Source organism: Bradyrhizobium sp. B117, assembly GCF_038969555.1.
GTDB lineage: Bacteria > Pseudomonadota > Alphaproteobacteria > Rhizobiales > Xanthobacteraceae > Bradyrhizobium.
In genome coordinates, this window is sequence record NZ_CP152414.1 from 4,862,137 (window position 1) to 4,886,862 (window position 24,726).

Sequence of the window (24,726 nt, forward strand, 5' to 3'; positions counted from 1 at the left end):
CCGGTTCAAGTCTCTTAGCTATAGACCTGGTTTAGCCCCTGAAATGACGCCGATTTCCGCCCCGTCCGAGCCGCATCGCGCCGTGCGCTGGTGGCTGATCTCCGTGGCCGCGCTGATCGCGCTGATGGTGCTGGTCGGCGGTGCGACGCGGCTGACGGAATCCGGGCTCTCGATCGTCGAGTGGAAACCGGTCACGGGCAGCGTCCCGCCGCTGTCGGAAGCGCAGTGGACCGAGGCGTTCGAGGCCTACAAGAAGATCCCGCAATATCGCGAACTCAACGCGGGCATGAGCCTGTCCGAGTTCAAGGAGATCTTTTGGTGGGAATGGAGCCACCGGCTGCTCGGCCGCTTCATCGGTGTCGCCTATCTCCTGCCGTTCCTGTTCTTTCTGTGGCGGGGTGGCCTCTCGGGTGAGCTCAAGCGGCGGCTGTGGCTGCTGTTTGCGCTCGGCGGACTGCAGGGCGCGGTCGGCTGGTGGATGGTGGCCTCGGGCCTCATCGAGCGCGTCGAGGTCTCGCAATATCGGCTGGCGACGCATCTGGTGCTGGCGCTCTTGATTTTCGCCGGCATCGTCTGGACGGTCCGGCGGCTCAAGGAGCGGCCGCAGATCGCAGCGCCCGCGCGGCTGCGCTTCACCAGCGCGCTGCTTCTCGTCGTGACCTTCGTGCAGATCTATTTCGGCGCGCTGGTTGCGGGCCTGCGCGCGGGCCGCGCCTACAATACCTGGCCTGAGATCGACGGCGCGTTCATTCCGTCGGGCGAGCGGCTGTGGTTCGAGACGCCGTGGTGGCGGAACATGTTCGACAACGTGCTCACCGTGCAGTTCGAGCACCGCATGACCGCCTATGCGCTGTTCGCGCTGGCTCTGCTGCACGCCTTCGATGCGGTGCGTTCGCGCGCAGGTTCGGCTACCAGCGGTGCGCTCTGGCTGTTCGCGGCGGTGAGCCTGCAAGCGGTGCTGGGTATCCTGACACTGCTCAACCAGGTGCCGATCGGACTCGCCCTGATGCATCAGGCCGTTGCGATCGTGGTGCTCACCCTTGCGGTGATGCAGGTGGAGCGGCTTGCCTCGCGGCAGTCGACTGCGACGCAGCCGCGCGCAGTCCCGGTCAGCCAGGCCGGCTGATCAGCAATAGCCGTAGACACCGCACGCATAGGGCAGCCGCCAGAAATAGCCGACCTGCGGTCCGCCGTAGTATGGGCCCTGATAATCGTAGCTCCAGGGGCGACCGTAATAGCCCGGCAGCGTGTTGGAGCCGGGCAATAGCGGCGTACCCGGCAAATTGCGGACGTAGCTGCCGATGCCGTAGGCCGGCGAGATCAGCGCATCCGGATCGGTCTCGACATAGACCGTTGGCGGCTCCGGCGGCGGAGCGGCGGCGCGCCGCTTCGGCGTCGCTGCCAGATCGGCGGCGAAGGCGGTTGAGACCGTCAGCATGGCCGCAAGGGCAGGCACCATCCAGCGCAGCATCGTCGGCTCCGAATCAAAGGGGCGATCCAAAGTCGATGTATGGGGCAGATATGGTTAATGCGGATTAACCGGCAGCGGCCAAAACCACTGTCGTCATTCCGGGGCGGTGCGAAGCACCGAGCCCGGAATCTCGAGCTGACTAGACAAGATCGAGGTTCCGGGTTCGCGCTACGCGCGCCCCGGAACGACGGGCGAACTACGCCCCCAGCGCCTGCTCCAGATCGGCGATCAGATCTTCCTTGTCCTCGATGCCGATCGAGAGCCGCACCACGTCGGGACCGGCGCCGGACTTGACCTTGGCGGCGTCGTCGAGCTGGCTATGCGTGGTCGAGGCCGGATGGATGACGAGCGAGCGGGTGTCGCCGACATTGGCGAGGTGCGAGAACAGCTGCAGCTTCGAGACCAGGTTGACGCCGGCGTCATAGCCGCCCTTCAGGCTGAAGGTGAACACCGCGCCCGCGCCCCGCGGCGCATATTTGCGCGCGAGCTGGTTGTACTTGTCGCTCGGAAGGCCCGCATAGCTCACTGACGCCACCGCCGGATGGCCGGCGAGGAATTCGGCGACCGCCTTGGCGTTGTCGCAGTGCTTCTGCATGCGCAGCGGCAGCGTCTCGATGCCGGTGAGGATCATGAAGGCATTGAAGGGCGAGAGCGCCGGCCCGAGATCGCGCAGACCCAGCACCCGGCAGGCGATCGCGAAGGCGAAATTGCCGAAGGTCTCCTGAAGGCGGATGCCGTGATATTCCGGCCGCGGCTCCGACAGCATCGGATATTTGCCGCCGGTCGACCAGTCGAACGTGCCGGCATCGACGATGATGCCGCCGAGCGAGTTGCCGTGGCCGCCCAGGAATTTCGTCAGCGAGTGCACGACGATGTCGGCGCCGTGGTCGATCGGGCGGATCAGATAGGGCGAGGCCAGCGTGTTGTCGACGATCAGCGGCACGCCCGCCTTGCGCGCCACCGTGGAGATCGCCTCGATGTCGGTGATGCTGCCGGCCGGGTTGGCAATGGACTCGATGAAGATCGCCTTGGTGCGCGGCGTCACCGCGCGCTCGAAGCTTGCGATGTCATCCGGATCGGCCCACACCACGTTCCAGCCAAAGCTCTTGAACGCATGCGTGAACTGGTTGATCGAGCCGCCATAGAGTTTTCGCGCAGCGATGAACTCGTCGCCGGGCTGGAGCAGCTGCTGGAGCACCACGACCTGCGCGGCATGGCCCGAGGCGACCGCGAGCGCGGCGGTGCCGCCTTCGAGCGCGGCGACGCGCTCTTCTAGGACCGCGTTGGTGGGGTTGCCGATGCGGGTGTAGATGTTGCCGAATGCCTGCAAGCCGAACAGCGAGGCAGCATGGTCGGCGTCATTGAAGACGAAAGACGTGGTTTGATAAATCGGAGTCGCGCGCGCACCGGTGGTCGGATCGGGCTGTGCACCGGCATGCACGGCGAGGGTCGAAAATCCCGGAAGGCGATCGCTCATTGAGGGCGTCCTGTTCTTGTGGTCTGAAATCGCGCGGCATGCTGATGGCCGCCGTGGCTGCCGTCAAGCTGCCGCTTCACACCAGAATGATTTGGGCGTGATCTTGCTACGCAATGTCGCGTTCGCGAAAGGAATCCTTCGCGATTGTCTCAGCTTTGCTCGGTCTTGTTTTTGGCCGCGCGATCGGAGGCCGCGGTATCGCCGCCGCCGACACTCATCCGATTGAGGGAGAGCCGCATGCCCTGCGTCGGCGCCGGCGGGCGCTTGGAGCTGAGCGTGCGCGAATTCACGCCCATCCAGGAAATCTCCGACGACAAACGGCCATATTCGATCTTGGGGCAGCGGTTCATCACGACCTTGATCCCGGCCGCCTCCGCCTTTTCCGCCGCGGCGTCATCCCGCGCGCCAAGCTGCATCCAGATCACCTTCGGCAGCGGATCGAGCGTCAGCGCCTCCTCGACGACGGGCATGATGTGGCTGGAATTGCGGAAAATGTCGATCATGTCGACGGGACGGCCGATGTCGGAGAGCGAGGCAACGAAGGGTTTTCGGAGCAGCTCCTTGCCGACATGGCCGGGATTGACCGGGATCATGTCGTAGCCGCGCTGCGCCAGATATTTGAACGCGAAATAGCTCGGCCGCACATTGACCGGCGAGGCACCGACCATCGCGATCGACTTCACGCTGTTGAGGATGCTGCGGATGTAATTGTCGGGATAGGCGTCGTGGTTCATTGGGTCTTCTTTGTTGTTGTCATTGCGAGGAGCGAAGCGACGAAGCAATCCAGACTGTTTCCATGGAGCGATTTCTGGATTGCTTCGCTTCGCTCGCAATGACGCGGTTATTCATCCCGCCATGTCGGCTGACGCTTCTCGATGAACGCGCCGATGCCTTCCTCGGCATCACGCGCCATCATGTTCTCGGTCATCACCTCGGCGGCATAGCGATAAGCATCCGCAAGGCTCATCTCGGCCTGGCGGTAGAAGGCTTCCTTGCCGAGCTTGACGGTGTAGGCGGACTTCAGCGCGACCTGCTGCGCGAGCTCGATCGCGGCGCCGAGCTCGGTGCCGGCGGGCACAACGCGGTTGACGAGGCCGATCTCGCGGGCGCGGTCTGCCGTAACAGGCTCGCCCGTGAGCAGCATCTCCATGGCCTGCTTGCGCGGGACGTTGCGCGAGAGCGCGACCATCGGCGTCGAGCAGAACAGGCCGATGTCGACGCCCGGCGTCGCGAATTTCGCGTCTTCCGAGGCGATCGCGAGATCGCAACTCGCAACCAGCTGACAGCCCGCCGCGGTCGCGATGCCCTGGACGGACGCGATCACGGGCTTGGGCAGATGCACGACCGCCTGCATCATCGCGCTGCAGGCGTTCATCATCTCGGCGAAGAAGGCGCGGCCGCGATCCAGGTCGGTGCGACGCGCTGTCAGCTCCTTCAAGTCGTGGCCGGCGGAGAAGGCCGGACCGTTGGCGGCGATCACCACGCCGCGGATGGCCTTCTCGTCGCGGATCTCGTTGAGCTCGGCATGCAGAGTGGCGATCATCGCCGCCGACAGGCTGTTGCGGGCGGCCGGACGGTTCAGCGTCAGGACCGCGATCGGGCCGACGGTCTCGCGCAGCAGGATCGGCGGGTGCGGGGAGGGGGCGCGGGCGGCCTGAACGGACATTGACGCGGTTTCCGTTGGATGATTGCAATGGGATGACGCAGATAACTTAATGTACCAGGGCAAGTGAAGCGAGGGTGGGGAACAGCATGGCGGCAGCGAAAATGACCGTGGCGGAGGTCGAGCAGTTTCTCCGCGACGAGTTTCCCCAGGCCTTCAGCGGCGACGACATCACGATCGAGAGCGCGGACGGCCAGACCTGCCTTTTGCGCCAGCGCTTCAGCGAAAGAATGCTGCGGCCGGGCGGAACCGTGTCCGGCCCGACGCTGATGGCGCTGGCCGATTTCGCCATGTACGTGGTGCTGCTGTCCGCAATCGGGCCTATCGGGCTCGCGGTCACCACCAATCTCAACATCAATTTCCTGCGTAAGGGCCAGCCGGGGCAGGACGTGCTGGCGGAAGCCCGGCTGCTCAAGCTCGGCAAGCGCCTCGCGGTCGGGGAGGTGAACCTGTTATCCGGGACCTCACCCGATCCGATTGCCCATGTCACCTCGACCTATTCCATTCCAAATGTTTGAGCTTTTCGCAGGTAATATAGTACCATATTTTTAAGATATTGATTTTATGCAGGTAATTTCCGTCTTCTGGCATTGACCGTCGCGCGTCTCTTCTCTAGAAAACCGCGCAGTCCGGTGCGGTATTCGCGCCGATGCTCCCCGTCCACGGAAACTCTGACATGAAAACCTTTTCGGCAAAGCCGGCTGAGGTGACGAAGAAGTGGGTGCTGATCGACGCCAAGGGTCTGGTCGTCGGCCGTCTCGCCACCATCGTTGCCATGCGCCTGCGCGGCAAGCACCTCCCGACCTACACCCCCCACGTTGATTGCGGCGACAACGTCATCATCATCAACGCGCAGCATGCGGTCCTCACCGGTCGCAAGCGCGAGCAGAAGACCTACTACAAGCACACCGGCTATGTCGGCCACGTCAAGGAGCGCACTGCGCGCCAGATCCTCGAGGGCAAGCATCCCGAGCGCGTGCTCGAAAAGGCCGTCGAGCGCATGATCCCGCGTGGTCCGCTCGGTCGCGTGCAGATGGGCAACCTTCGTGTTTACGGCGGCGCCGATCATCCGCACGAGGCGCAGCAGCCCGAGAAGATCGATATCGCCAAGTTGAACCGCAAGAACACGAGGGCCGCATAACATGGCCGAATCCATCCAGTCGCTCGACCAGCTCTCGCAGCTCAAGACGGCGGCGGCGCCCGAGGCGCCCAAGCACGAGAAGAAGGTCGACAAGTTCAACCGCGCCTACGCCACCGGCAAGCGCAAGGACGCGGTCGCCCGCGTCTGGATCAAGCCGGGCGCCGGCAAGGTCACCGTCAATTCGCGCGAGGTCGAGGTCTATTTCGCCCGTCCCGTGCTGCGCATGATGATCGAGCAGCCGTTCTCGGTGGCCCAGCGTTCCGGCCAGTACGACGTGATCTGCACCGTCGCCGGCGGCGGTCTGTCGGGCCAGGCCGGTGCGGTCCGTCACGGCATCTCCAAGGCGCTCACCTATTTCGAGCCGGAGCTGCGCACCGTGCTCAAGAAGGGCGGCTTCCTCACCCGCGACTCGCGCGTGGTCGAGCGTAAGAAGTACGGCAAGGCCAAGGCCCGCCGGTCCTTCCAGTTCTCGAAGCGTTAATCGCCTCGGTCACATTCGCCGCGAAAGCGGCTTCAATGAGATGCAAAAGGGCGCTGATTTCAGCGCCCTTTTTGTTGTTCGTTTGTACGCAAATTGATGGCGTGTTTCCCGAAAACTTGGGCTCGCACGAAAACCTGAATGGAACTCGCGGGACATAGCGTCGCATTCGGAAGGGCGCGCAAATCGGATGTGCCGATCGCGTAACTGCTATGTTTTCAAGGGGGCCGACATGATGTCGCTCGATAGCATCACGCTCTATTTGGTTGCCACCATGGTTGCCGCACTGCTCGGCGCCATGATGGTATTCTTTGGCAGGCAGGAGAACAGTCCTGCGCTGAAATGGTGGGGCACCGCCTATCTGCTCGGCGCCGCCTCCGTCGCGCTGTGGACGGCGGCCGGCGACAAGCTCGGGCCGCATCTCTATCTGGCGTTAAACGCGGTCGGATTCGTCGCCTGCGGCATGGTGTGGAATGCCGCGCGCGTCTTCCATGGCCGCAAGCCGAACTGGCCGGGCCTCCTCCTTGGCGCGCTCGCCTGGGTCGCCGCCGTCTCGCTGCTCGATCCCTCAGCGTCCATGCTGCGCATGATCATCGGCGCCGGCATCGTCTCGGTCTATGCGGCGCTGACTGCGAGCGAGCTGTGGGTCGAGCGCCGCAAGAGCCTGCAACGGCGCTGGCCGGCTTTCGTGGTGCCGGTGATGCACGGCTGCGTCTTGATGCTGCCGATCCTGCTCGGCAGCTTTTTGCGCCCGCACGATGCCGGCTTCTCGTCGAGCATCTGGGTCACCGTGTTCGCGGTCGAGCTGATCCTCTACGCCGTCGGCACCGTGTTCGTGATCTTCATGCTGGTGTCCGAGCGCACGGTGACGGCGCACCGGACGGCCGCGTCCACCGACCCGCTCACCGGCATGCTCAACCGCCGCGGCTTCTCGGAAGCCTGCGGACGCGTGATCGAGCGCGAGGCCAAGGCCGGCCGTCCCGTGACCGTGATGATCTTCGACATCGACCACTTCAAGTCGATCAACGACCGCTTTGGCCATCCCGCCGGCGACGAGATGCTGAAACTGTTCTCGACCGTGGTCATCAGCAACTTGCGCATCTCCGACCTCTCGGGCCGCATCGGCGGCGAGGAATTTGCGGCGTTGCTGCCGTGCTCGCTCGAGGAGGGCGTGCTGGTGGCCGAGCGCGTCCGCGAAGCGTTCGAGACCTCCGGAGTCGTCGTCGATGAAGGTCCGGTCGACACCACCGTCAGCATCGGGGTTGCCGGCGGTCCGGCCGGCACCGAGCTCGAAGTATTGCTGGCCTCGGCCGACACCGCGCTTTATCAGGCCAAGCGCGGCGGCCGTAACCGCGTCGAGGCCGCGGAGGAGCTGCCGCTCTCGCTGGAGAACTGGCGCCGCCAGAGCGCCGCGCGGACCGGTGCGCAGCAGGCGCGGCCGGCCACTGCCTGACGCGCGGAAGGAGCTGCGGTAAGTCTCTGTTTACCATTCGATCCCTACCATCGCGGTCATGGAATCGATCCGTCGACAGAACCCGCAAGCTGCCCTGATGTCGCTCGAAGCCGCCGCAAGCTTGGCACGCGGCGGCTTCGCCTGCCTGTTCTCCACTGCAGACGAATATGAGAGCGCGCTGATCACCGAGCGGCGTGCGCAGGGGCGCTATACGCAGGGCCGCAGCTACTGGCCGCTTGCGCTGTTTATCGGTTGCACGCTGATCGTGGCAGGCACCGCGCTGCTGTTCGCCTGAGAGCGACGCATTTCTGACGGGCAGGGCGCCGTTTCGGCGCCTTTTTCTTTGTCTCGGTCTGCGGTAGACAACGCCCATCAAACACGAAGGGTGGAAACCGATGGTCACCGAGATCGCGCAAATTGACGTCAAACCGGGCAGCGAGAAGGACTTTGAGGCTGCTGTCGCCAAGGCCAAGGCCGCCTTCGGCCGTTCCAAGGGCTTTCACGGTTTTGAGCTGCACAAGTCGATCGAGAAGCCTCAGCGCTACCGGCTGATGGTGAAGTGGGCGACGCTGGAAAATCACACCGTCGATTTCCGGGGCTCGGAGAATTTCACCGAGTGGCGCGGCCTCGTCGGCCAGTATTTTGCCGCGCCTCCGGAAGTCGAGCACACCGAGACCGTGCTGACGACCTGAGCGACTTCAAGACGCCTTACGCCGCCTCCGCCAGAGGCGGCGCCTCATACGTCTTGAAATGGTCGATCATGACCTTGGCGATGGCGACGAGAGGCAGCGCCAGCGCGAGGCCCCAGAGGCCGAACACAACGCCGAGCAGTATCTGGAACGCGAACAGCGTGGCCGGCGGGATGTCGAGCGCCTGACGCTGCAGGATCGGCGTCAGCACGTAGCTCTCCATGGCGTGCACGCCCATGAAGAGCAGAAAGGCGGACAGCGCCGGGATCCAGCCTGAGGCGAGGCTCGCAAGCACCACGACGACGCCGGCGATGATGGCGCCAACGGTCGGGATGAAGGCAAGCAGGCCGGCCTGGATTCCCAGGATGAACGAGCCGGGGATGCCGATGACGGCAAGCCCGATCCAGGTCACCGCGCCGACCGCAATCATCACGACGATCTGCGCGATCAGCCAGCGCTCCAGTGTCTCGCTGATGCCGTCGATGATCAGGGCGGCGCGGCTGCGATGTTTCGCCGGTGCCAGGAACAGCAGGCCATCGTGATAGACGCTCGGCTGGGCGGCGAAGGCGAGGCCAAGAAACAGCACAATGAAGATGTTGCCGACGGCGCTGATGGCGCCGAACAGCAGCTTGAAGGTCTGGCTGACGATCGCCCCGCCGCTCGAGGCCAGCGCGCCTGCGCCCGGCAATCCGCCGTGCGCGGCCGGGCTCGGGGCGGGCGTCGGCGTTGCATCGCCGGTGGCGGCGGGCGCGGCATTGCCGAGATCGAACACGCTGGTGTCGATGCCGTGGTTCTCGAGGAAGGAACGGACGTTGCCGATCTGCGACTTGATGGTCTTGCTCAGCACCGAGGCCTGCTCGGCGATGGTGGCACCGCCGAGATAGGCGACGCCGGCGAGCATCAAGGCCAGCACGATGCAGACGATCGCGAGCCGGACCGGATGGGGCAGCTGGACGCGGCGGCCGAGCGCGCCCGTCAGCGCGTTGAGACCGACGCCGAGCAGCATGCCGGTGAAGATCAGGAGCAGGGTGGCCGCAAAATACCAGGCGAAGGCGAGGAGAGCCGTGAACAGCACGACCCCGATGCCGCCGACCGAGATCGACCAGGCCAGATCGGTGCGGGTCCGGGGCCGTTCATCTCTGGAAATGGTCACATCGGCTCCTTCTTGGCGGCTGCGCGCGGGCACTCTTTCGCGAAATTCCACCGGGGATCAAGCCGGGCCAAGCGCCGATTTGACGTGTCCGCGGCCCAGGAGCCAACGCTGCCCCGGCGAAACGGTGCGACATCGGACCCTCTGCCAGCGCATTTGCGCGAAAATAGCATTGCCGTCCCGCGATCCCCTCTGTTGAATTTGTTCCATCCCGAGGGCATCTTTGGAGAATCTTTTCTCGGCGGGAGGTCGGAACGGGAGATGAGAAAGCCGGTCGTCGGCGTGATCGGGAATGCCCATCGCGTCGAAAATCGATTTCAGGTCCAGATGGTCGGCGAGCGGAATTTGCGCGCCGTGGCCGAGGTCTCCGGCGGTCTGCCGGTGATGTTCGCGGGAGCGCCCGACATCACGGACATCGCTGCGCTGCTCGACACCGTCGACGGCATCGTCCTCACCGGTGCCCGCGCCAACGTCCACCCGACCCGCTTCAACGTCGACCCCTGCGAGAAGCACGAGCCCTACGACATCCACCGCGACGAGGTCGCGCTGGCGCTCTCGGTCGCCTGCGTCTCCCGCGGCATTCCGCTGTTCGGCATCTGCCGCGGCCTCCAGGAGATGAACGTCGCCTTCGGCGGCTCCTTGCATCCGGAGATCCGCGAGATTCCGGGTCGCATGAACCACCGCATGCCCCGGCTCGAGAACGGCGAGATCCATCCCGATCCGACCGTGGTGTTCGCCGACCGCCACGACGTCGACCTCACTCCGGGCGGGGCGTTCGCAAAACTGCTCGGCTGCGAGAAGATCAGGGTCAATTCGCTGCACGGCCAGGGCATCCTCGACCCCGGCAAGCGCGTGCTGATTGAGGGCGTCGCCGAGGACGGCACCATCGAGGCGATCCGCATCGCGGAAGCCCCGACCTTCGCGCTCGGCGTGCAATGGCACGCCGAATACGATCCGCAGCGCAACCCCATCAACCGCAAGCTGTTCGAGGCTTTCGGCGAAGCGCTGGTGGCGCGGCAGAGAGCGGCGGCGTAGGGCGGGCTGCGCTCGCAATGACGGGGAGTAGTTGTGTCGAGTTGATCTCGCGCGCTACCTTGCTGACCGGATTTTTAGGTCTGGAATTGCACCCCGATGATGCGCCACACGGCCACCGCCCTTGTCCTGCTCGCGTCCCCTGCATTCGCCCAAACCACGCCGGCGCAGGAAGGGTCGATCACTTGTGCCTCGCCGGTCGCGCCTGATGACACTGAACGGAGCTTGAAACAGCGCTTCGGGAAGGACGCCGTGGTGCAGGACCTGCCGGGCGCCGAGGGCGAGAAGTACAAAGGCCTCGTGCTGTTTCCGAAGGCGAGGGACCGCCGCATCGAAGTCGCCTTCACCGACGACAAGGCCATGCGCGCCTCCGGTTTGACCTTGCGCGATGCAGGCAAGACCAGCCTCTGGAGCGTTGGCGGTGCCACGATCGGATCGAGCCTTGCCGACGTGCAGAAGGCCAACGGCAAGCCGTTCCTCGTCAGCGGTTTCGAATGGGACTACGGCGGCTTCGTTACCGACTGGAAGGGCGGGACGCTCGGCCGCCCGCTGCAAGGCGGCTGCACCGTCACGATCCGCTTCGGCAAGAAATCCGCCGCGCCCAAATCGCTCTTGGGCGACGGCGTGAAGGTGGCCTCCGACTTCGCGACGCTGGTGAAATGGGCGCCTGTGGTGACCGAGATCGGCGTGAATTTTCCGGACAAGTGAGACGGTCAACCGGACATGCGGCGGGAAGCCGTCAGGCCGCCCGCTCCAGCCGCCGCGCCCGATAGGCCTGCGGTGACATCAAAGTCAGCTTGCGGAAGGCCTTGCGAAAACTGCTTTCGTCCTCATAGCCGGCAGCACGCGCGATGGTCTTGACCGGCTGCATCGTCGTCTCCAGCAGCGTGCGCGCGTGCTCGACGCGGCGGCGCGTGATGAACGCCTGCGGCGGCTCGCGCGTGAGCGCCTGGAACTTCCGGTTCAGCGTGCGCTCGCTGAGGCCGAGCGCCTCCGCGAGGCGCCTGACCGTCATCGGGCTCTTGCCGCTGCGGCGAACCAGCAGGTCCGCCTTGGTCAGCAGCGGGTCCTGCGACAGCAGGTAGCCGACGGGCATGAAGAGCGATTGGGTCCGCTGCGCGGTGTCGATGACGACGTAGTCCGCGCATAGTTTTGCGACCTCCTTGCCCTCGATCATCTCGATCAGCCTGAGCAGGAGATCGACCCACGACATCGGTCCTGCCGCACAGACGATGCGGTCGGCAACGGTGATGACGGCGTCGGGTGCGAGGTCGATCGCGGGATGGCGCTGCCGCAGCTCGCTTTGCAGCCACCAGGTGATGGTGGCGCGACGATTGTCGAGCAGGCCGGCACCGGCCAGCAGGAACACGCCGCTGCAAAAGGCGCCGATCAGCCGGCCGCTTGCATGCTGCTGCCGCAGCCAGGCTCCTGCACGGGCATATTGTGGCTGGAGCCGCTCGGCCGTGACGTGATCGACGAGGTTGCCGGGGACGAGGATCGCGTCGAAGCGGCCGCGTTTGCCGACCGCGCCATCGACCGCGACCATCTGTCCGCCGCCGGCGCGCACCGGTTTGCCGTCGAGCGAGAGCGTCTGAAGGGCGAAGCGCGATCTTGCGCCGCTCTGCTGCATCACGTGATTGGCGAGCGCGAGGATGTCGGCGACGCCGGCAATCGCCGAATGCATGCAGCCTTCCAGTGCGAGAACCGCGAGCTTCATGACGTCTCCAGGCAAGTGCATCCACCTTATCCGACCGGAACGGCGGGCGTGTGGCGGAAATTGCCCGATCTCTGGCTTGTCCGCCACTGCCGTGTTGGCGGCGTCGGGTCCAATCTCGCGCCGTCGTCACACCACATGATTGGAGAGAGACATGCCATACATCACGGTTTCCACTGTCCGCGGCATCCTGGACGCGGCGCAGAAGAAGGCGCTGCTCGAGCGCATCACCGACCTGATGGTCGAGGTCGAAGGGCAGGGCAGTCCGGACTTCCGCCGCAACGTCTGGGTCAGGATCGAGGAGCAGGAGCCCTCGCACTGGTCGCTCGGCGGCATGCAGCCGACGAGCGAGATCATCGCTGGCACGTTCGGTGCGATCGGGGCGGACGGGGTGCGGGTCCGGCGGCCGTAGCAGTGCAGAGTGCACCGGCGGATCAGCCCAAGGCATGGTCCGCCACCGCCCTATGCTCAGGGCAATTCCATTGCATCGCACAATCACGACAAGGGTCTGCACGCGGCCACATTGAGGTTCGCAAGACGCGCACCATATGCTCTGCAAGGGAGCACTGCCGTGCAGACCATGAAGGCGGCCCTCGTTGCGGCGATTGGCGTCGCGGCTTTGATGTGCGGCCTCCGTCCCAGCCCAGCGGAGGAGAACAGCCGCCTTGCACTGATAGTTTCGATCGACGGGGCCATTGGCCCTGCGTCGGCCAGCTACGTGAAGGAGGCTTTGGCCAAGGCAAGCGAGCGTCGCGCCGAAATCGTGCTTCTGAGAATGAACACGCCCGGCGGTCTCAATTCCAGCATGCGCGAGATCATCGCCGATGTGCTGGCCTCGCCGATCCCCGTCGTCGGTTACGTCGCTCCCTCCGGCGCCCACGCGGCGAGCGCGGGGACCTACATCCTTTATGCGTCCCACATCGCAGCGATGGCGCCGGGCACCAATATTGGTGCTGCAACGCCGGTGCAGCTTAGCGGGCCGCTCGGCGGTACGCCGGACAAGGACGGCAAGGACAAGAAGGACGAGCCGAAGGACGCAATGATGGCGAAGGTGACGAACGATGCCGTCGCCTTCATCCGCAGCCTTGCCGAGCTGCGTGGCCGCAATGCGGAGTGGGCTGAGAAGGCGGTCCGTGAGGCCGCCACACTCTCCGCCAACGCTGCGCTGGAAGCTCACGCCATCGATCTCGTCGCGCGCGATCAGGCTGAGTTGCTGAGGCAGATCGATGGCCGCGTGGTCGAGGTTGCAGGCGGCAAGACGCAGCGCCTGGTGACAAAGGATGCTGTCGTCGAAGCCATCGACCCCGGACGGATATCCCGCTTCCTGGCTGTTATCACCGATCCGAACGTGGCGTTCATTCTCCTGATGGTCGGCATCTACGGCGTGATCTTCGAGTTCATATCTCCCGGTGCCGTCGCCCCGGGAGTCGTCGGCGCGATCTGCCTGCTGATCGGCCTCTATGCGCTCAATCTGCTGCCGGTCAATTATGCCGGCCTCGCCCTGATGTTGGTTGGACTCGTGCTTCTCACCATCGAAGCCTTCAATCCGACCGTGGTGATCGGTTTGGGAGGGATCATCGCTTTCGTGCTGGGAGCCCTGATGCTTTTCAGGGGCGAGGCGCCTGGCTACCAGCTGTCATGGTGGGTGATCGGCATCACTGCGTCAGTGTTCGTCGGCTTTGCGCTCGTCGTGCTTGGTTCGCTTCGGCGCGTCGGCAAGGCTCCTGCACTGGTCGGCGCAAAGGCCATGCGAGGCTTGCCCGCCGAGGTTCTCGACTGGAACGGGAACGAAGGACATGTGTTCGCCCATGGTGAGCGCTGGCAGGCGCGCGGCGCCGAAACGTTCAAGCCCGGAGAGACCGTCGAAGTCGCCAACGTCGTCGATCTGACGCTGCTGATACGGCGCGCACCAGCCCGAACCGGCGAGGGAGGTCCATCATGATGCTGGAATATCTGACCTATGCGGCCCTTGCGCTGCTGGTCATCATGTTTCTGTCCCAGGCCATTCGAATCCTGCGCGAATACGAGCGTGGCGTCATCTTTACGCTCGGCCGCTTTACCGGCGTGAAGGGCCCGGGCCTCATCCTCCTCGTTCCGATCGTGCAGCAACTCGTAAAGGTCGATCTACGGGTGATGGTGCAGGTCGTGCCACCGCAGGACGTGATTTCGCGCGACAACGTATCCGTCAAGGTCAACGCCGTTCTTTACTTCCGCATCGTCGACCCCGAACGGGCCATCATCAAGGTCGGCGATTACATGGCCGCCACCAGCCAACTCGCCCAGACCACGTTGCGTTCGGTGCTCGGCAAGCACGAGCTCGACGAGATGCTTGCCGAGCGCGACAGGCTGAATGCCGACATCCAGGAGATCCTCGACAAGCAGACCGATGTCTGGGGCATCAAGGTCACCGGCATAGAGATCAAGGACGTCGATATCAACGAAACCATGGTTCGCGCGATTGCCAAACAGGCTGAGGCGGAGCGGTTGCGGCGGGCCAAGGTGATCAACGCGATGGGTGAGCAGCAGGCTGCCGAAAAGCTGGTCGAAGCCGGCCAGATCCTCGCGCAGGAGCCTCAGGCGATGCAGCTGCGCTATTTCGCGGCTTTGCACGACATCGCGGGCGAACGGTCGTCGACCATCGTGTTTCCGCTGCCGACGGGGCTGCTCGACCATTTGACATCGCGGCGTGAGACGACGTGAGAGCGTAGCAAAGCCCACCGTTGTCGCGGCCTTGAGGCGATGGTTTCGCAAGGGCTCAACCATCCTACGAAACCGTTACATTCGACGGATAGATGTCGTTTCGCGGCACTTGGGCTGCGCAAATAGGTGCAGGCGGGAGCAGTGAATGCCCTCACATGATCACTATCTCCTGAAGGGGGCAGGGCCGGATCACACCCCGCTGCTGATGCTTCATGGCTCTGGCGGGACCGAGCGGGACATGGTGCCGCTCGCCAGCCAACTTGCGCCATCCGCGATGGCGGTCGCGGTTCGAGGCGCCGTCCCTTGGGAAGGTGGCTTTGCATTCTTTCGTCGGTTTGAGGATCGCTCGATCGATGAACGCGATCTCGTAGCCCGGGCCGGTCGGCTCGCCGACGACGTGGCTCAAATCGGCCTAGACTATCGCTTCCCGAAACCTCCGATTGCCATTGGTTTTTCGAACGGTGCAATCATGGCGGCTGCACTGCTCATGCTCTACCCCCAGTGTCTCTCCGCTGCAGTTCTTCTCAGGCCGCTGTCGCCATTCGCCACCGATCCAGCCACGCGCCTTCCGCGGACACCAGTCCTCATCATCGACGGCCATCACGACGAGCGGCGATCGCCTGGCGATGGCGCCCGCTTGGCAAGACGTCTGGCTCACATGGGCGCAGAGGCGACGCACCACCAGCTCCGAACAGGTCATTCGATCACGGAAGATGATATTCGTCTGGCGCGAGAATGGCTGAGGCCGCTGCTTTAGCAAGTCGGATGGGTAGAGGGCAGCGAAACCCATCGTTGTCGCGAGCCTTGAGGCGACGGGTTTCGCCAGCGCTCTACCGATCCCGAGTTGCTGCTCCATCGTCCATCTCGGATTGAATAAACCAATTGGCAGGAATTGGTGTGTGCCGCTTTTCGCGATTCTGATTCGTTCTTTGAGAACGAAGTGGAGTCAGATGCAGAACGAAAGTTGAGTTTCGATCGTTCAAAACAAAAGGCGCCCAAAGGGGCGCCTTTCGCGTGTCGGGATATCGAGCCGCTCAGCCCGAATAGTACATGTCGAACTCGACCGGGTGCGGGGTCATCTCGAAGCGCTCGACTTCGGTCATCTTCAGCTCGATGTAAGCGTCGATGAAGTCGTCGTCGAACACGCCGCCGTTCTTGAGGAAGCCGCGGTCCTTGTCGAGGTTTTCCAGCGCCTCGCGGAGCGAGCCGCAGACGGTCGGGATCTGCTTCAGCTCTTCCTTCGGCAGGTCGTAGAGGTCCTTGTCCATCGCCGGACCCGGATCGATCTTGTTCTTGATGCCGTCGAGGCCGGCCATCAGCATCGCGGCGAAGCCGAGATAGGGATTGGCAAGCGGATCGGGGAAGCGCACCTCGACACGCTTGGCCTTCGGCGAAGCGGTGTAGGGGATGCGGCAGGAGGCCGAGCGGTTGCGTGCGGAATAGGCCAGCAGCACCGGGGCCTCATAGCCCGGGACCAGACGCTTGTAGGAGTTGGTCGACGGGTTGGTGAAGGCGTTGATCGCCTTGGCGTGCTTGATGATGCCGCCGATGTAGTGGAGGCAGGTCTCCGACAGGTCGGCGTACTTGTTGCCGGCGAACACCGGCTTGCCGTCCTTCCAGATCGACTGGTGCACGTGCATGCCCGAGCCGTTGTCGCCATAGACCGGCTTCGGCATGAAGGTGGCGGTCTTGCCGTAGATATGCGCGACCTGGTGGATGCAGTACTTGTAGATCTGCAGGTGGTCGGCCATCAGCGTCAGCGTGTCGAACTTCATGCCGAGCTCGTGCTGGGCGGAAGCGACCTCGTGGTGATGCTTCTCGACCTTGACGCCCATCTTGGCCATGGCACCGAGCATTTCCGAGCGCATGTCCTGCACGGAGTCCTGCGGCGGCACCGGGAAGTAGCCGGCCTTGGTGCGGATGCGGTGGCCGAGGTTGCCGCCCTCATATTCTGTGTCGGTGTTGGTCGGCAGCTCCGAGGAGTCGAGGCGGAAACCGGTGTTGTAGGGGGAGGAGGAGAAGCGCACGTCGTCGAACACGAAGAACTCGGCTTCCGGGCCGACGAATACGCTATCGCCCACGCCCATCGACTTCACCATGGCTTCCGCCTTCTTGGCGATGCCGCGGGGGTCGCGGTTGTAGGGCTCGCCGGTGGTCGGCTCGAGCACGTCGCAGGTGATGACCATCGTGGTCTCGGCGAAGAACGGATCGATCGTCGCGGTCACCGGATCGGGCATCAGGCACATGTCGGATTCGTTGATCGCCTTCCAGCCGGCGATCGAGGATCCGTCGAACATCGTCCCTTCGGCGAAAATGTCCTCGTCGATCATGCTGACGTCGAACGTCACATGCTGCCACTTGCCGCGCGGATCGGTGAAGCGCAGGTCGACGTATTTGACGTCGTTGTCCTTGATCGATTTCAGGACGTCTTTGGCGGTCTTCATGCATACCCCTTTTGGCTCTGCGGGTCGGTTTCCAGGTGAGCAGATTTGTTCTCGCTTTCGGCGAGTTCGAGCAACCGCACAAACGAAATCAGGCCGCCGAAGCAGCCTTTTTTCTTTCAGAGTGTCGCAAAATTCGGGATAGCACCCGGCTCAGATAGCGTCCAGCCCGGATTCGCCGGTCCGGATGCGGATCGCCTCTTCGATGTTGGAGACGAAGATCTTGCCGTCGCCGATGCGGCCGGTCTGCGCGGCGCGGCGGATCGCGTCGATCGCGCGCTCGACCAGGTCGTCGCCGATCACGATCTCGATCTTCACCTTGGGCAGGAAGTCGACGATGTATTCTGCGCCGCGGTAGAGCTCGGCATGCCCCTTCTGCCGGCCGAAGCCCTTGGCCTCGGTGACGGTGATGCCTTGAAGGCCGACTTCCTGAAGCGCTTCCTTCACCTCGTCGAGCTTGAATGGCTTGATGATGGCTTCGATTTTCTTCACTGCGCGCCTCCCGGCCTTTCGATCAAATAGCAACGTCTTCGTCAGGATGCGCTTTTCTCACGCACGATCGTGTCTTCGCTATGCCGGAATCCCTGACCAGTCCGGCAACAACGGCCGGCCACACCCTGATAGATGCCAGTGAGCACGACTAACCGAAGCGGCTTCCTCGAAAGCAGGGTCTATGCCAAGTTGCAAATGCCCTGATTATTGGAGCGTTATCAGCCTTTTAACGAGCATCTCTGATAGGTGGCGCCGACCGGCCCAAAATACCGCAGACTACGAAATAGGCAAACGGTTCAATATGTGTGCAGTCAAGTGTTCCCGGTGGCGGATCGGCACGGAAGATGCCTGTTCAAGAGGCGTTTGTACCAGGGAAGTGGCATGGAGATACTGACCAACGCCGAAATGCAGCGCGCTGACCAGCTCAGCATCGCCGCAGGCACGCCCGGCTTCAAGCTGATGCTGAGCGCGGGGCAGGCGGTCGCCGAGGCCGCCAATGCGCTGGTGGAGGAGGGGCCGATCCTGATCGTGGCCGGCCCCGGCAACAATGGCGGTGACGGATTTGTCGCAGCCGCCGAGCTCGCCGCGCAGGGCCGCGAGGTCTCGGTGATCCTGATGTGTGAGCGCGACCAGCTCCAGGGCGATGCGGCGTCCGCTGCGCGCGGCTGGAAGCATCCGGTGCTGCCGTTCAATCCGCAGGCGATCGGACGACCCGCGCTGATCATCGATGCGCTGTTTGGCGCCGGCCTCAGCCGGCCCGTCGAGGGCGAGGCGCGCGAGATGATCGAGGCGATCAACGCCAACGGCGCCCCGGTGCTCGCCGTCGATCTGCCGAGCGGCATCAACGGCACCAGCGCCGCCGTGCTCGGCGTGGCGGTCAACGCCACCGAGACCGTCACCTTCTTCCGCAAGAAGCCGGCGCATCTGTTGCTGCCCGGCCGGATGCATTGCGGCCGCGTGCGCGTCGCCGACATCGGCATCGAGGCGCCGGTGCTGGACGAGATCAGGCCGCAACTCTTCGAGAACGATCCGGACGTCTGGGGCGCAGCCTTTCCGGTGCCGCGCATCGACGGCCACAAATACGCACGCGGCCATGTGCTGGCGGTCTCGGGCGATGCGGCCGCAACGGGCGCCGCACGGCTCGCCGCGCGTGGGGCGCTGCGCGCCGGTGCGGGCCTGGTGACACTGGCAACGCCGCGCGACGCGCTCGCGATCAATGCTGCCGCGCTGACGGCGGTGATGGTCCGCCCCGTCGACACCGCGATCGAGTTCGGCGAACTGCTCGGCGACCAGCGCTACAACACCTGCATGATCGGTCCTGGCGCGGGCATCGGCGAACGCACCTGCGACATGGTCCACACGGCGCTTGATGCGCAACGGCATCTCGTCCTGGACGCGGACGCGCTGACCAGCTTTGCGGCAAATCCCGAGCGCCTGTTTGAGTCGATAAAGTCCTCGCAGGACAGTGCGGTTGTGCTGACGCCGCACGAGGGCGAGTTTCCGCGCCTGTTCTCCGATCTCAGCAACAAGCATCCGGGCCGCTCCAAGCTCGAGCGCGTGCGCGCCGCCGCCGAGCGCTCCGGCGCAGTCGTGCTCCTGAAGGGCCCTGACACCACAATTGCCGCCCCCGACGGCCGCGCCACCATCGCCGCCAACGCGCCGCCTTGGCTTGCGACCGCCGGCGCCGGCGACGTGCTCGCCGGCATCATCGCTGGTCTCCTGGCGCAGGGCGTGCCGGCCTTTGAAGCCGCCAGCATCGGCGTCTGGATGCATGGCGAGGCGGCCAGCGAGGCGGGGCCCGGCCTGATCGCTGAGGATCTAACCGAGACGCTGCCGGCCGTGCACCGGCGGATCTATGATGCGCTGGGGATCGAGTACTAGTGCTCAGGCAACTTGCGCTCACCGACATGGGCGCCGCGGCGCAGGTTCATCGGATCGCGTTCGACCGGGCGATGCCGTGGCTCGCAGGCCTGCACACGCCGGACGAGGATCGCTGGTTCTACCGCGAGCGCGTTTTTCCGACATGCCAGATCTGGGGCCGCTTCGACGATGACGCGCTGATCGGGATCATCGCCTTCAGCGACGGTTGGATCGAGCAGCTCTACGTGGTTCCCGCGGTCCAGGGCCGCGGCGTCGGCACCGAACTCCTCGTCGTCGCCAAAGGCGCCTGCGAACGCTTGCAGCTCTGGACCTTTCAGCGCAACGCGCCGGCGCGGCGTTTCTATGAGGCGCGCGGATTCAGGCTGGTCGAGGAAACTGAGGCCGCGCGGAACGAGGAGAAGGAGCCCGACGCCCGGTACCTCTGGACGCGGCCCGGCCGACAAGCCGGGTAGGATGGGTAGAGCGCAGCGAAACCCATCATCTCAGGCCTTGCGCGATCTCGACGGGCTTCGCTTCGCTCTACCCATCCTACGAGGTCTCACTCCACCGCGTACCAGCGCACCAGGCGCGGCGCGGCCCAGTCGGTCGCGACGGATTCGAGCAGCCATCGTCCGGGGGAGGTCGCCGCGAAGGCAATGCGCTGGATCTGGCCGGGCTCGATCGCGAGCGTGTCGAGCCAGTAAGGCTTCCAGCCGTCGTCGAGCTTGTCGAGCAGGCGGAAGGGATGGCCGTGCAGGTGGAAGACGGTGGTGAGAGGGGCGGGATTCTTCAGGGCCAGCACGACGGTGCGGCCGGTCTTGGCGCGGAAGGCGGGGGCCGAGGCGGTGGAGAAGTTTGCAGGCTTTATCCAGCCGGCTTCGGACGCGCCGAGCGCGACATCGAACCGCGGGGCGCCCTTCAGGTCGAGCTTCTCGGGGAGATCGTTCGACGGGAGGGGCTGTGCCGGCAACAGCGGCGCTCGCCGGTCCAGTTCGCCTGAAATCTTGAGGTGGCCCACCTGATGTGCCTCTTTGCCGTCATGCAGCAGGAACGCGGCCGATGTGGCCGTATCCACAAACGCGTCGGCACGTGCACCGGGGGCCAGCACCAGGGCGCCGTTGCGCGCTGGAAATGGCTCGGCCGGCTGCCCGTCCAGGGCCATGACCCGAACCTCATGGCTTTCCAATTTGATCGCCAGAACGGAACGTTGTGAGCCGTTGATAAAGCGCAGCCGCAGCCGCTCATTGGCCGCGGCTGAGAGTTCGAATGAAGTCGTTCCATTGATCGTATAGAGGGGCGTCGTGCCGTCCGCCTCTCGGCCCGGCGGAAGCGCGGTCCCGTCCGGCCGCAGGCGCCATTCCTCGATCAGGAGGACCACGTCACGATCGACGGCGACCCGGCTCGACTCGGCGGCGATGATCGGAAGCGGCCGCGCGGGCTGCTTCTGGGCATCCTCGAAGAGCCGAAAGTCGGCCAGCAGGGTTCCTGCATTAGGTATTGAAATAACTGACGTTTCCGTCGTTTCCGGGGCTGCCGGCGCGCGGCCCCGGAGCGGATCGGCCGCCGCCGGGGCATTGAGGCCGGACCAGACTGGCGCAAGCGGCACGGGCAGGTCGTTCCGGAACACCACCTGGCAGTTGTCGAAACGCTTGAGACGCACGTCCCCAAGATGGCTTACGGCGGTCAGCTCCCAGATTGGTATAGGCGGCTGTCCCGGCCTGAGCGCCAGCGTTGCTGCCCTGGCCTGAAGGGCGAGCTGGGCGGTCATGAGCGGGGCCGCGCCGCCCGCGATCAACCCAGCCGAGGCGCCAAGGGAGGCGCTGATGGAGGCGCCAAGCCCGGCCAAAACGTCGCGCCGATCAGGGGCAGATATCCGCGTTTTCATGCTCGATCCGGACCATGCCGCGCTGGATAAGTCCAGCCATCGTGCCTACGTAAAGCTTGCCTCCATCAGGCCATTTTTTTGCTGCGAACAGTCAGGCACATGCTATAAGCCCGGCCGCCCGCGGCATCGCGGCCGGTCTTGATGCAAATTCACGCGGGCGTGGCGGAACTGGTAGACGCGCTGGATTTAGGTTCCAGTGACGAAAGTTGTGGGGGTTCGAGTCCCTCCGCCCGCACCAAGCGCTTCTCGCGTTTGCACGGATTACGAGGACCTGCTTCTCGTGGACGTTTGTCCGCCTGAGGCCGGTCCGATGAACCACCGGCGTTGGGGCATTAGCCTTGCGCCGGATCGATTAATGACAGCGTCCCGACGCGCAATGTGCCGGGACCGAGCGAAAAGAAGATTGGACGCCATGCAGGTCACAGAAACCCTCTCGGAAGGTTTGAAGCACGAGTTCAAGATCAGCGTTCCCGCGTCTGATCTCGACGCCAAGGCCGGCGCCAAACTCGTCGATCTCAAGGACAAGGTCCGCATCAACGGCTTCCGTCCCGGCAAGGTGCCGGTCACGCACCTGAAGAAGGTCTATGGCCGTTCGGTGATGGCCGAGACCATCGACCAGACCATCCGCGACACCAACACGCAGCTGTTCTCCGAGCGCGGCTTCCGCCTTGCGACCGAGCCGAAGATCACCATGCCGACCGAACAGGCCGAGGTCGAGGAGCTGCTGAACGGCAAGACCGATCTGACCTACACGGTCGCGATCGAGGTGGTGCCGTCGATCGCGCTCGCCGACTTCAAGAGCTTCCAGGTCGAGAAGCCTGTCGCCGAGGTCTCCGATACCGACGTCGCCGAGGCGATCAAGCGCATCGCCGATTCCAACCGCACCTATGTCGCCAAGGGCGAGGGCGCCAAGGCCGCCTCGGGCGACCGCGTCACCATCAACTTCAAGGGCACCATCAACGGCGAAGCCTTCGAGGGCGGCACCGGCGAGGGCATCCAGGTCCTGATCGGCTCCAACACCTTCATCCCCGGCTTCGAGGAGCAGCTCATCGGCATCGGTGCCAATGAGACCCGCACGCTGAAGGTGTCGTTCCCGAAGAACTACATGAACGACAAGCTCGCCGGCCAGCCGGCCGAGTTCGAGACCACCGCGACCCTGATCGAGTCGCCGCAGGATCTCGCGATCGACGACGAGTTCGCCAAGACGCTCGGCCTTGAATCGCTCGACAAGCTGAAGGAAGCCGCGCGCGAGCGTCTGGCTGCCGAATTCGCGACCGCGACGCGCCAGCGCGTCAAGCGCGCGCTGCTCGATCGCCTCGACGAGGCGCATCGCTTCGAGGCTCCCCCCTCGCTCGTCGAGGAGGAGTTCAATCTGATGTGGAACTCGGTCAAGGCCGAGATGGACTCCGCCGGCAAGACGTTTGCCGACGAGGACACCACTGAGGAGAAGGCGAAGGAAGAGTACCACAAGATCGCCGACCGCCGCGTGCGCCTCGGCCTCGTGCTCTCCGAGATCGGCGAGAAGAACAAGATCACCGTGACCGACGACGAGGTCGGCCGCGCCGTGATCGAGCGTGCCCGCCAGATGCCGGGCCGCGAAAAGGAAGTCTGGGACTTCTACCGCAACAACGCCCAGGCCTTGGCCCAGCTTCGTGCGCCGATCTACGAGGACAAGGTCGTCGACTTCATCCTCGAGCTCGCCAACGTGACCGAGAAGAAGGTCTCGCGCGAGGACCTCTACAAGGACGACGAGGCGGAAAAGACCGCCGCCTGAAAGCTTTGAAACAGCCTTCTATTAAGGATGATCGGCGAAGGGGCCCAGCTAGCCAGATGGCCTGCTGGGCCTCTTTGCGCGAATCAGCTTCAACTCCCTGATCGATTAAGCCTTAATTCGTTCAGGACTTGTCTGGCACGAATTGGGCTATATCTGTCGCTAGCTCTTCTACGAAAGTTCCTGCATCACGGGACGTCCATCGGCCTTCCGGCACATCCAGCCAAAACTGGCAGCCAAGACTGGCGATGTCCGCCTCTCAAAACCCCTAGGTGACTCATGCGCGATCCGGTTGAAACCTACATGAACCTCGTGCCCATGGTGGTCGAGCAGACCAACCGTGGCGAGCGCGCCTACGACATTTTCTCGCGCCTTCTGAAGGAGCGCATCATCTTCGTGACCGGTCCGGTCGAGGACGGCATGTCGACGCTGATCGTCGCGCAGCTGTTGTTCCTCGAGGCGGAAAATCCGAAGAAGGAAATCTCGATGTACATCAACTCGCCGGGCGGCGTGGTGACGTCGGGCCTTGCGATCTACGACACCATGCAGTTCATCCGCCCGCCGGTCTCCACGCTCTGCACCGGCCAGGCGGCCTCGATGGGCTCGCTGCTGCTCGCCGCCGGCGAGAAGGACATGCGCTTCTCGCTGCCGAACGCGCGCATCATGGTGCATCAGCCCTCTGGCGGCTTCCAGGGGCAGGCCACCGACATCATGCTGCACGCCCAGGAGATCCTGAACCTGAAGAAGCGGCTCAACGAGATCTACGTGAAGCACACCGGCCAGACCTACAAGTCGATCGAGGACGCGCTGGAGCGCGACAAGTTCCTGACCGCGACCGACGCCAAGGAGTTCGGCCTCGTCGACAAGGTCATCGACAAGCGCGCCGAGGAGCCGGCGCCGGCCAAGGTCCCGTAACACTACTGGGCTCTGGCGGCGATCCACCGGTGGATACCCTGGGGATCGCGCGGCACCGTCAAGGCGGTGTTGACGGTAAGGACGTCTGTGCGCGTCGCACAAAGCGCCGTTTGCGCGCTGCGATGGGCACAAAGTTCCGCTTTCGTGCTTGTTTTTCGTGGCAATCCAGCAACGCCGGGGTGATTTCCATCACTTCGCCCGTGCCAAGACCGGAAATCACGGTATTGTCACGGGTAGCCGGCGACCCCCGATTAGCGAATTCTTGATAGTCGGGTGACAGCATGGTTGGCTATGCATGATCGGCTATGATCGCGGGAGAATCGAGTGACCGTGATTCGCACGGGATGTAACGCATAGGGTCTTTTTTGGTACGGAATTTGCTCTATTTGAACTT

26 protein-coding genes and 1 tRNA gene are annotated in these 24,726 nt (G+C 64.2%); 18 read left to right on the forward strand and 9 right to left on the reverse strand.

Features of this window, described 5'->3' with window-relative positions; all coding sequences use genetic code 11:
* The first annotated feature begins 43 nt into the window (after positions 1 to 43).
* Positions 44 to 1,126 carry a COX15/CtaA family protein gene (locus AAFG16_RS23915; protein ID WP_283086638.1) on the forward strand — a complete coding sequence of 361 codons (1,083 nt, stop codon included), beginning with the start codon at positions 44 to 46 and terminating at the stop codon, positions 1,124 to 1,126.
* Here the strand turns inward: AAFG16_RS23915 and AAFG16_RS23920 are convergent, their stop codons facing one another.
* The 4 genes from AAFG16_RS23920 to AAFG16_RS23935 all read right to left on the reverse strand — a co-directional run bounded on the left by AAFG16_RS23920 (position 1,127) and on the right by AAFG16_RS23935 (position 4,614).
* Positions 1,127 to 1,471, reverse strand: coding sequence for a hypothetical protein (locus AAFG16_RS23920; protein WP_283086639.1), 345 nt, complete (start codon positions 1,469 to 1,471; stop codon positions 1,127 to 1,129). It abuts the gene before it with no gap.
* A gap of 196 nt (positions 1,472 to 1,667) precedes the next feature.
* Positions 1,668 to 2,948, reverse strand: coding sequence for an O-acetylhomoserine aminocarboxypropyltransferase (locus AAFG16_RS23925; protein ID WP_283086640.1), 1,281 nt, complete (start codon positions 2,946 to 2,948; stop codon positions 1,668 to 1,670).
* Positions 2,949 to 3,097: 149 nt separating this feature from the next.
* Positions 3,098 to 3,682, reverse strand: coding sequence for a CoA-binding protein (locus AAFG16_RS23930; protein ID WP_342740754.1), 585 nt, complete (start codon positions 3,680 to 3,682; stop codon positions 3,098 to 3,100).
* Positions 3,683 to 3,789: 107 nt separating this feature from the next.
* Positions 3,790 to 4,614 (reverse strand): enoyl-CoA hydratase, encoded by an 825-nt coding sequence (locus tag AAFG16_RS23935; RefSeq protein ID WP_342740755.1) that lies wholly within the window; start codon positions 4,612 to 4,614, stop codon positions 3,790 to 3,792.
* A gap of 86 nt (positions 4,615 to 4,700) precedes the next feature.
* Between AAFG16_RS23935 and AAFG16_RS23940 the strand changes: the two genes are divergently transcribed.
* From AAFG16_RS23940 to AAFG16_RS23965, 6 genes are all read left to right on the forward strand, one after another.
* Complete coding sequence (locus AAFG16_RS23940) at positions 4,701 to 5,129, forward strand: PaaI family thioesterase (RefSeq protein WP_283086642.1); 429 nt, start codon at positions 4,701 to 4,703, stop codon at positions 5,127 to 5,129.
* A 158-nt stretch (positions 5,130 to 5,287) separates the two neighbouring features.
* Positions 5,288 to 5,752 carry a 50S ribosomal protein L13 gene (rplM, locus tag AAFG16_RS23945; RefSeq protein ID WP_011087726.1) on the forward strand — a complete coding sequence of 155 codons (465 nt, stop codon included), beginning with the start codon at positions 5,288 to 5,290 and terminating at the stop codon, positions 5,750 to 5,752.
* 1 nt (position 5,753) lies between these two features.
* On the forward strand, positions 5,754 to 6,233 hold the full coding sequence (rpsI, locus tag AAFG16_RS23950) for a 30S ribosomal protein S9 (RefSeq protein WP_211411555.1): 480 nt from the start codon (positions 5,754 to 5,756) through the stop codon (positions 6,231 to 6,233).
* 229 nt (positions 6,234 to 6,462) lie between these two features.
* Positions 6,463 to 7,683, forward strand: coding sequence for a GGDEF domain-containing protein (locus AAFG16_RS23955; protein WP_342740756.1), 1,221 nt, complete (start codon positions 6,463 to 6,465; stop codon positions 7,681 to 7,683).
* A gap of 58 nt (positions 7,684 to 7,741) precedes the next feature.
* The gene (locus AAFG16_RS23960; RefSeq protein WP_283086644.1) at positions 7,742 to 7,978 is read left to right on the forward strand and encodes a hypothetical protein; all 237 of its coding nucleotides are present in this window, start codon (positions 7,742 to 7,744) and stop codon (positions 7,976 to 7,978) included.
* Positions 7,979 to 8,078: 100 nt separating this feature from the next.
* Complete coding sequence (locus tag AAFG16_RS23965) at positions 8,079 to 8,375, forward strand: antibiotic biosynthesis monooxygenase family protein (RefSeq protein WP_063683124.1); 297 nt, start codon at positions 8,079 to 8,081, stop codon at positions 8,373 to 8,375.
* A gap of 16 nt (positions 8,376 to 8,391) precedes the next feature.
* On the opposite strand, the gene AAFG16_RS23970 is transcribed toward AAFG16_RS23965, so the two are convergent.
* The gene (locus AAFG16_RS23970; RefSeq protein WP_283086645.1) at positions 8,392 to 9,525 is read right to left on the reverse strand and encodes an AI-2E family transporter; all 1,134 of its coding nucleotides are present in this window, start codon (positions 9,523 to 9,525) and stop codon (positions 8,392 to 8,394) included.
* Between the two features lie 258 nt (positions 9,526 to 9,783).
* On the opposite strand from AAFG16_RS23970, the gene AAFG16_RS23975 reads away from it, so the two are divergent.
* Together AAFG16_RS23975 and AAFG16_RS23980 are read left to right on the forward strand one after the other, a co-directional pair.
* The gene (locus AAFG16_RS23975; RefSeq protein WP_342740757.1) at positions 9,784 to 10,557 is read left to right on the forward strand and encodes a gamma-glutamyl-gamma-aminobutyrate hydrolase family protein; all 774 of its coding nucleotides are present in this window, start codon (positions 9,784 to 9,786) and stop codon (positions 10,555 to 10,557) included.
* Between the two features lie 99 nt (positions 10,558 to 10,656).
* Positions 10,657 to 11,262, forward strand: coding sequence for a hypothetical protein (locus AAFG16_RS23980; protein ID WP_342740957.1), 606 nt, complete (start codon positions 10,657 to 10,659; stop codon positions 11,260 to 11,262).
* A gap of 31 nt (positions 11,263 to 11,293) precedes the next feature.
* On the opposite strand, the gene AAFG16_RS23985 is transcribed toward AAFG16_RS23980, so the two are convergent.
* Positions 11,294 to 12,271: a helix-turn-helix domain-containing protein gene (locus tag AAFG16_RS23985; RefSeq protein ID WP_342740758.1), complete on the reverse strand. Its 978-nt coding sequence runs from the start codon at positions 12,269 to 12,271 to the stop codon at positions 11,294 to 11,296.
* Positions 12,272 to 12,422: 151 nt separating this feature from the next.
* Between AAFG16_RS23985 and AAFG16_RS23990 the strand changes: the two genes are divergently transcribed.
* From AAFG16_RS23990 to AAFG16_RS24005, 4 genes are all read left to right on the forward strand, one after another.
* Positions 12,423 to 12,680, forward strand: a complete 258-nt coding sequence (locus tag AAFG16_RS23990; protein ID WP_283086648.1) for a tautomerase family protein — start codon at positions 12,423 to 12,425, stop codon at positions 12,678 to 12,680.
* Between the two features lie 159 nt (positions 12,681 to 12,839).
* Positions 12,840 to 14,210, forward strand: coding sequence for a nodulation protein NfeD (locus tag AAFG16_RS23995; protein WP_342740759.1), 1,371 nt, complete (start codon positions 12,840 to 12,842; stop codon positions 14,208 to 14,210).
* On the forward strand, positions 14,207 to 14,968 hold the full coding sequence (locus tag AAFG16_RS24000; RefSeq protein WP_342740760.1) for a slipin family protein: 762 nt from the start codon (positions 14,207 to 14,209) through the stop codon (positions 14,966 to 14,968). The genes AAFG16_RS23995 and AAFG16_RS24000 overlap by 4 nt, the downstream gene beginning before the upstream one ends.
* A 145-nt stretch (positions 14,969 to 15,113) precedes the next feature.
* On the forward strand, positions 15,114 to 15,725 hold the full coding sequence (locus AAFG16_RS24005; protein ID WP_342740761.1) for an alpha/beta hydrolase: 612 nt from the start codon (positions 15,114 to 15,116) through the stop codon (positions 15,723 to 15,725).
* Positions 15,726 to 16,002: 277 nt separating this feature from the next.
* Here AAFG16_RS24005 and glnA read toward each other — a convergent pair whose 3' ends face one another.
* Both glnA and AAFG16_RS24015 read right to left on the reverse strand, forming a co-directional pair.
* Positions 16,003 to 17,412: a type I glutamate--ammonia ligase gene (gene glnA / locus AAFG16_RS24010; protein WP_014494828.1), complete on the reverse strand. Its 1,410-nt coding sequence runs from the start codon at positions 17,410 to 17,412 to the stop codon at positions 16,003 to 16,005.
* A 150-nt stretch (positions 17,413 to 17,562) separates the two neighbouring features.
* Positions 17,563 to 17,901, reverse strand: coding sequence for a P-II family nitrogen regulator (locus AAFG16_RS24015; RefSeq protein WP_007603495.1), 339 nt, complete (start codon positions 17,899 to 17,901; stop codon positions 17,563 to 17,565).
* 381 nt (positions 17,902 to 18,282) lie between these two features.
* Here AAFG16_RS24015 and AAFG16_RS24020 point away from each other — a divergent pair, with 381 nt between their 5' ends.
* Both AAFG16_RS24020 and AAFG16_RS24025 read left to right on the forward strand, forming a co-directional pair.
* Complete coding sequence (locus tag AAFG16_RS24020; protein WP_342740762.1) at positions 18,283 to 19,782, forward strand: NAD(P)H-hydrate dehydratase; 1,500 nt, start codon at positions 18,283 to 18,285, stop codon at positions 19,780 to 19,782.
* A complete protein-coding gene (locus AAFG16_RS24025) occupies positions 19,782 to 20,234 on the forward strand; it encodes a GNAT family N-acetyltransferase (RefSeq protein WP_342740763.1) in 453 nt (150 codons plus the stop codon). Before AAFG16_RS24020 ends, AAFG16_RS24025 begins: the two co-directional genes overlap by 1 nt.
* A gap of 86 nt (positions 20,235 to 20,320) precedes the next feature.
* On the opposite strand, the gene AAFG16_RS24030 is transcribed toward AAFG16_RS24025, so the two are convergent.
* Positions 20,321 to 21,646, reverse strand: coding sequence for a multicopper oxidase domain-containing protein (locus tag AAFG16_RS24030; protein ID WP_342740764.1), 1,326 nt, complete (start codon positions 21,644 to 21,646; stop codon positions 20,321 to 20,323).
* Between the two features lie 153 nt (positions 21,647 to 21,799).
* Between AAFG16_RS24030 and AAFG16_RS24035 the strand changes: the two genes are divergently transcribed.
* From AAFG16_RS24035 to AAFG16_RS24045, 3 genes are all read left to right on the forward strand, one after another.
* Positions 21,800 to 21,884 (forward strand) — tRNA-Leu (locus AAFG16_RS24035).
* 174 nt (positions 21,885 to 22,058) lie between these two features.
* Positions 22,059 to 23,420 carry a trigger factor gene (tig, locus tag AAFG16_RS24040; protein ID WP_342740765.1) on the forward strand — a complete coding sequence of 454 codons (1,362 nt, stop codon included), beginning with the start codon at positions 22,059 to 22,061 and terminating at the stop codon, positions 23,418 to 23,420.
* 276 nt (positions 23,421 to 23,696) lie between these two features.
* Positions 23,697 to 24,332: an ATP-dependent Clp protease proteolytic subunit gene (locus AAFG16_RS24045; protein WP_342740766.1), complete on the forward strand. Its 636-nt coding sequence runs from the start codon at positions 23,697 to 23,699 to the stop codon at positions 24,330 to 24,332.
* The last annotated feature ends 394 nt before the right edge of the window (positions 24,333 to 24,726 follow it).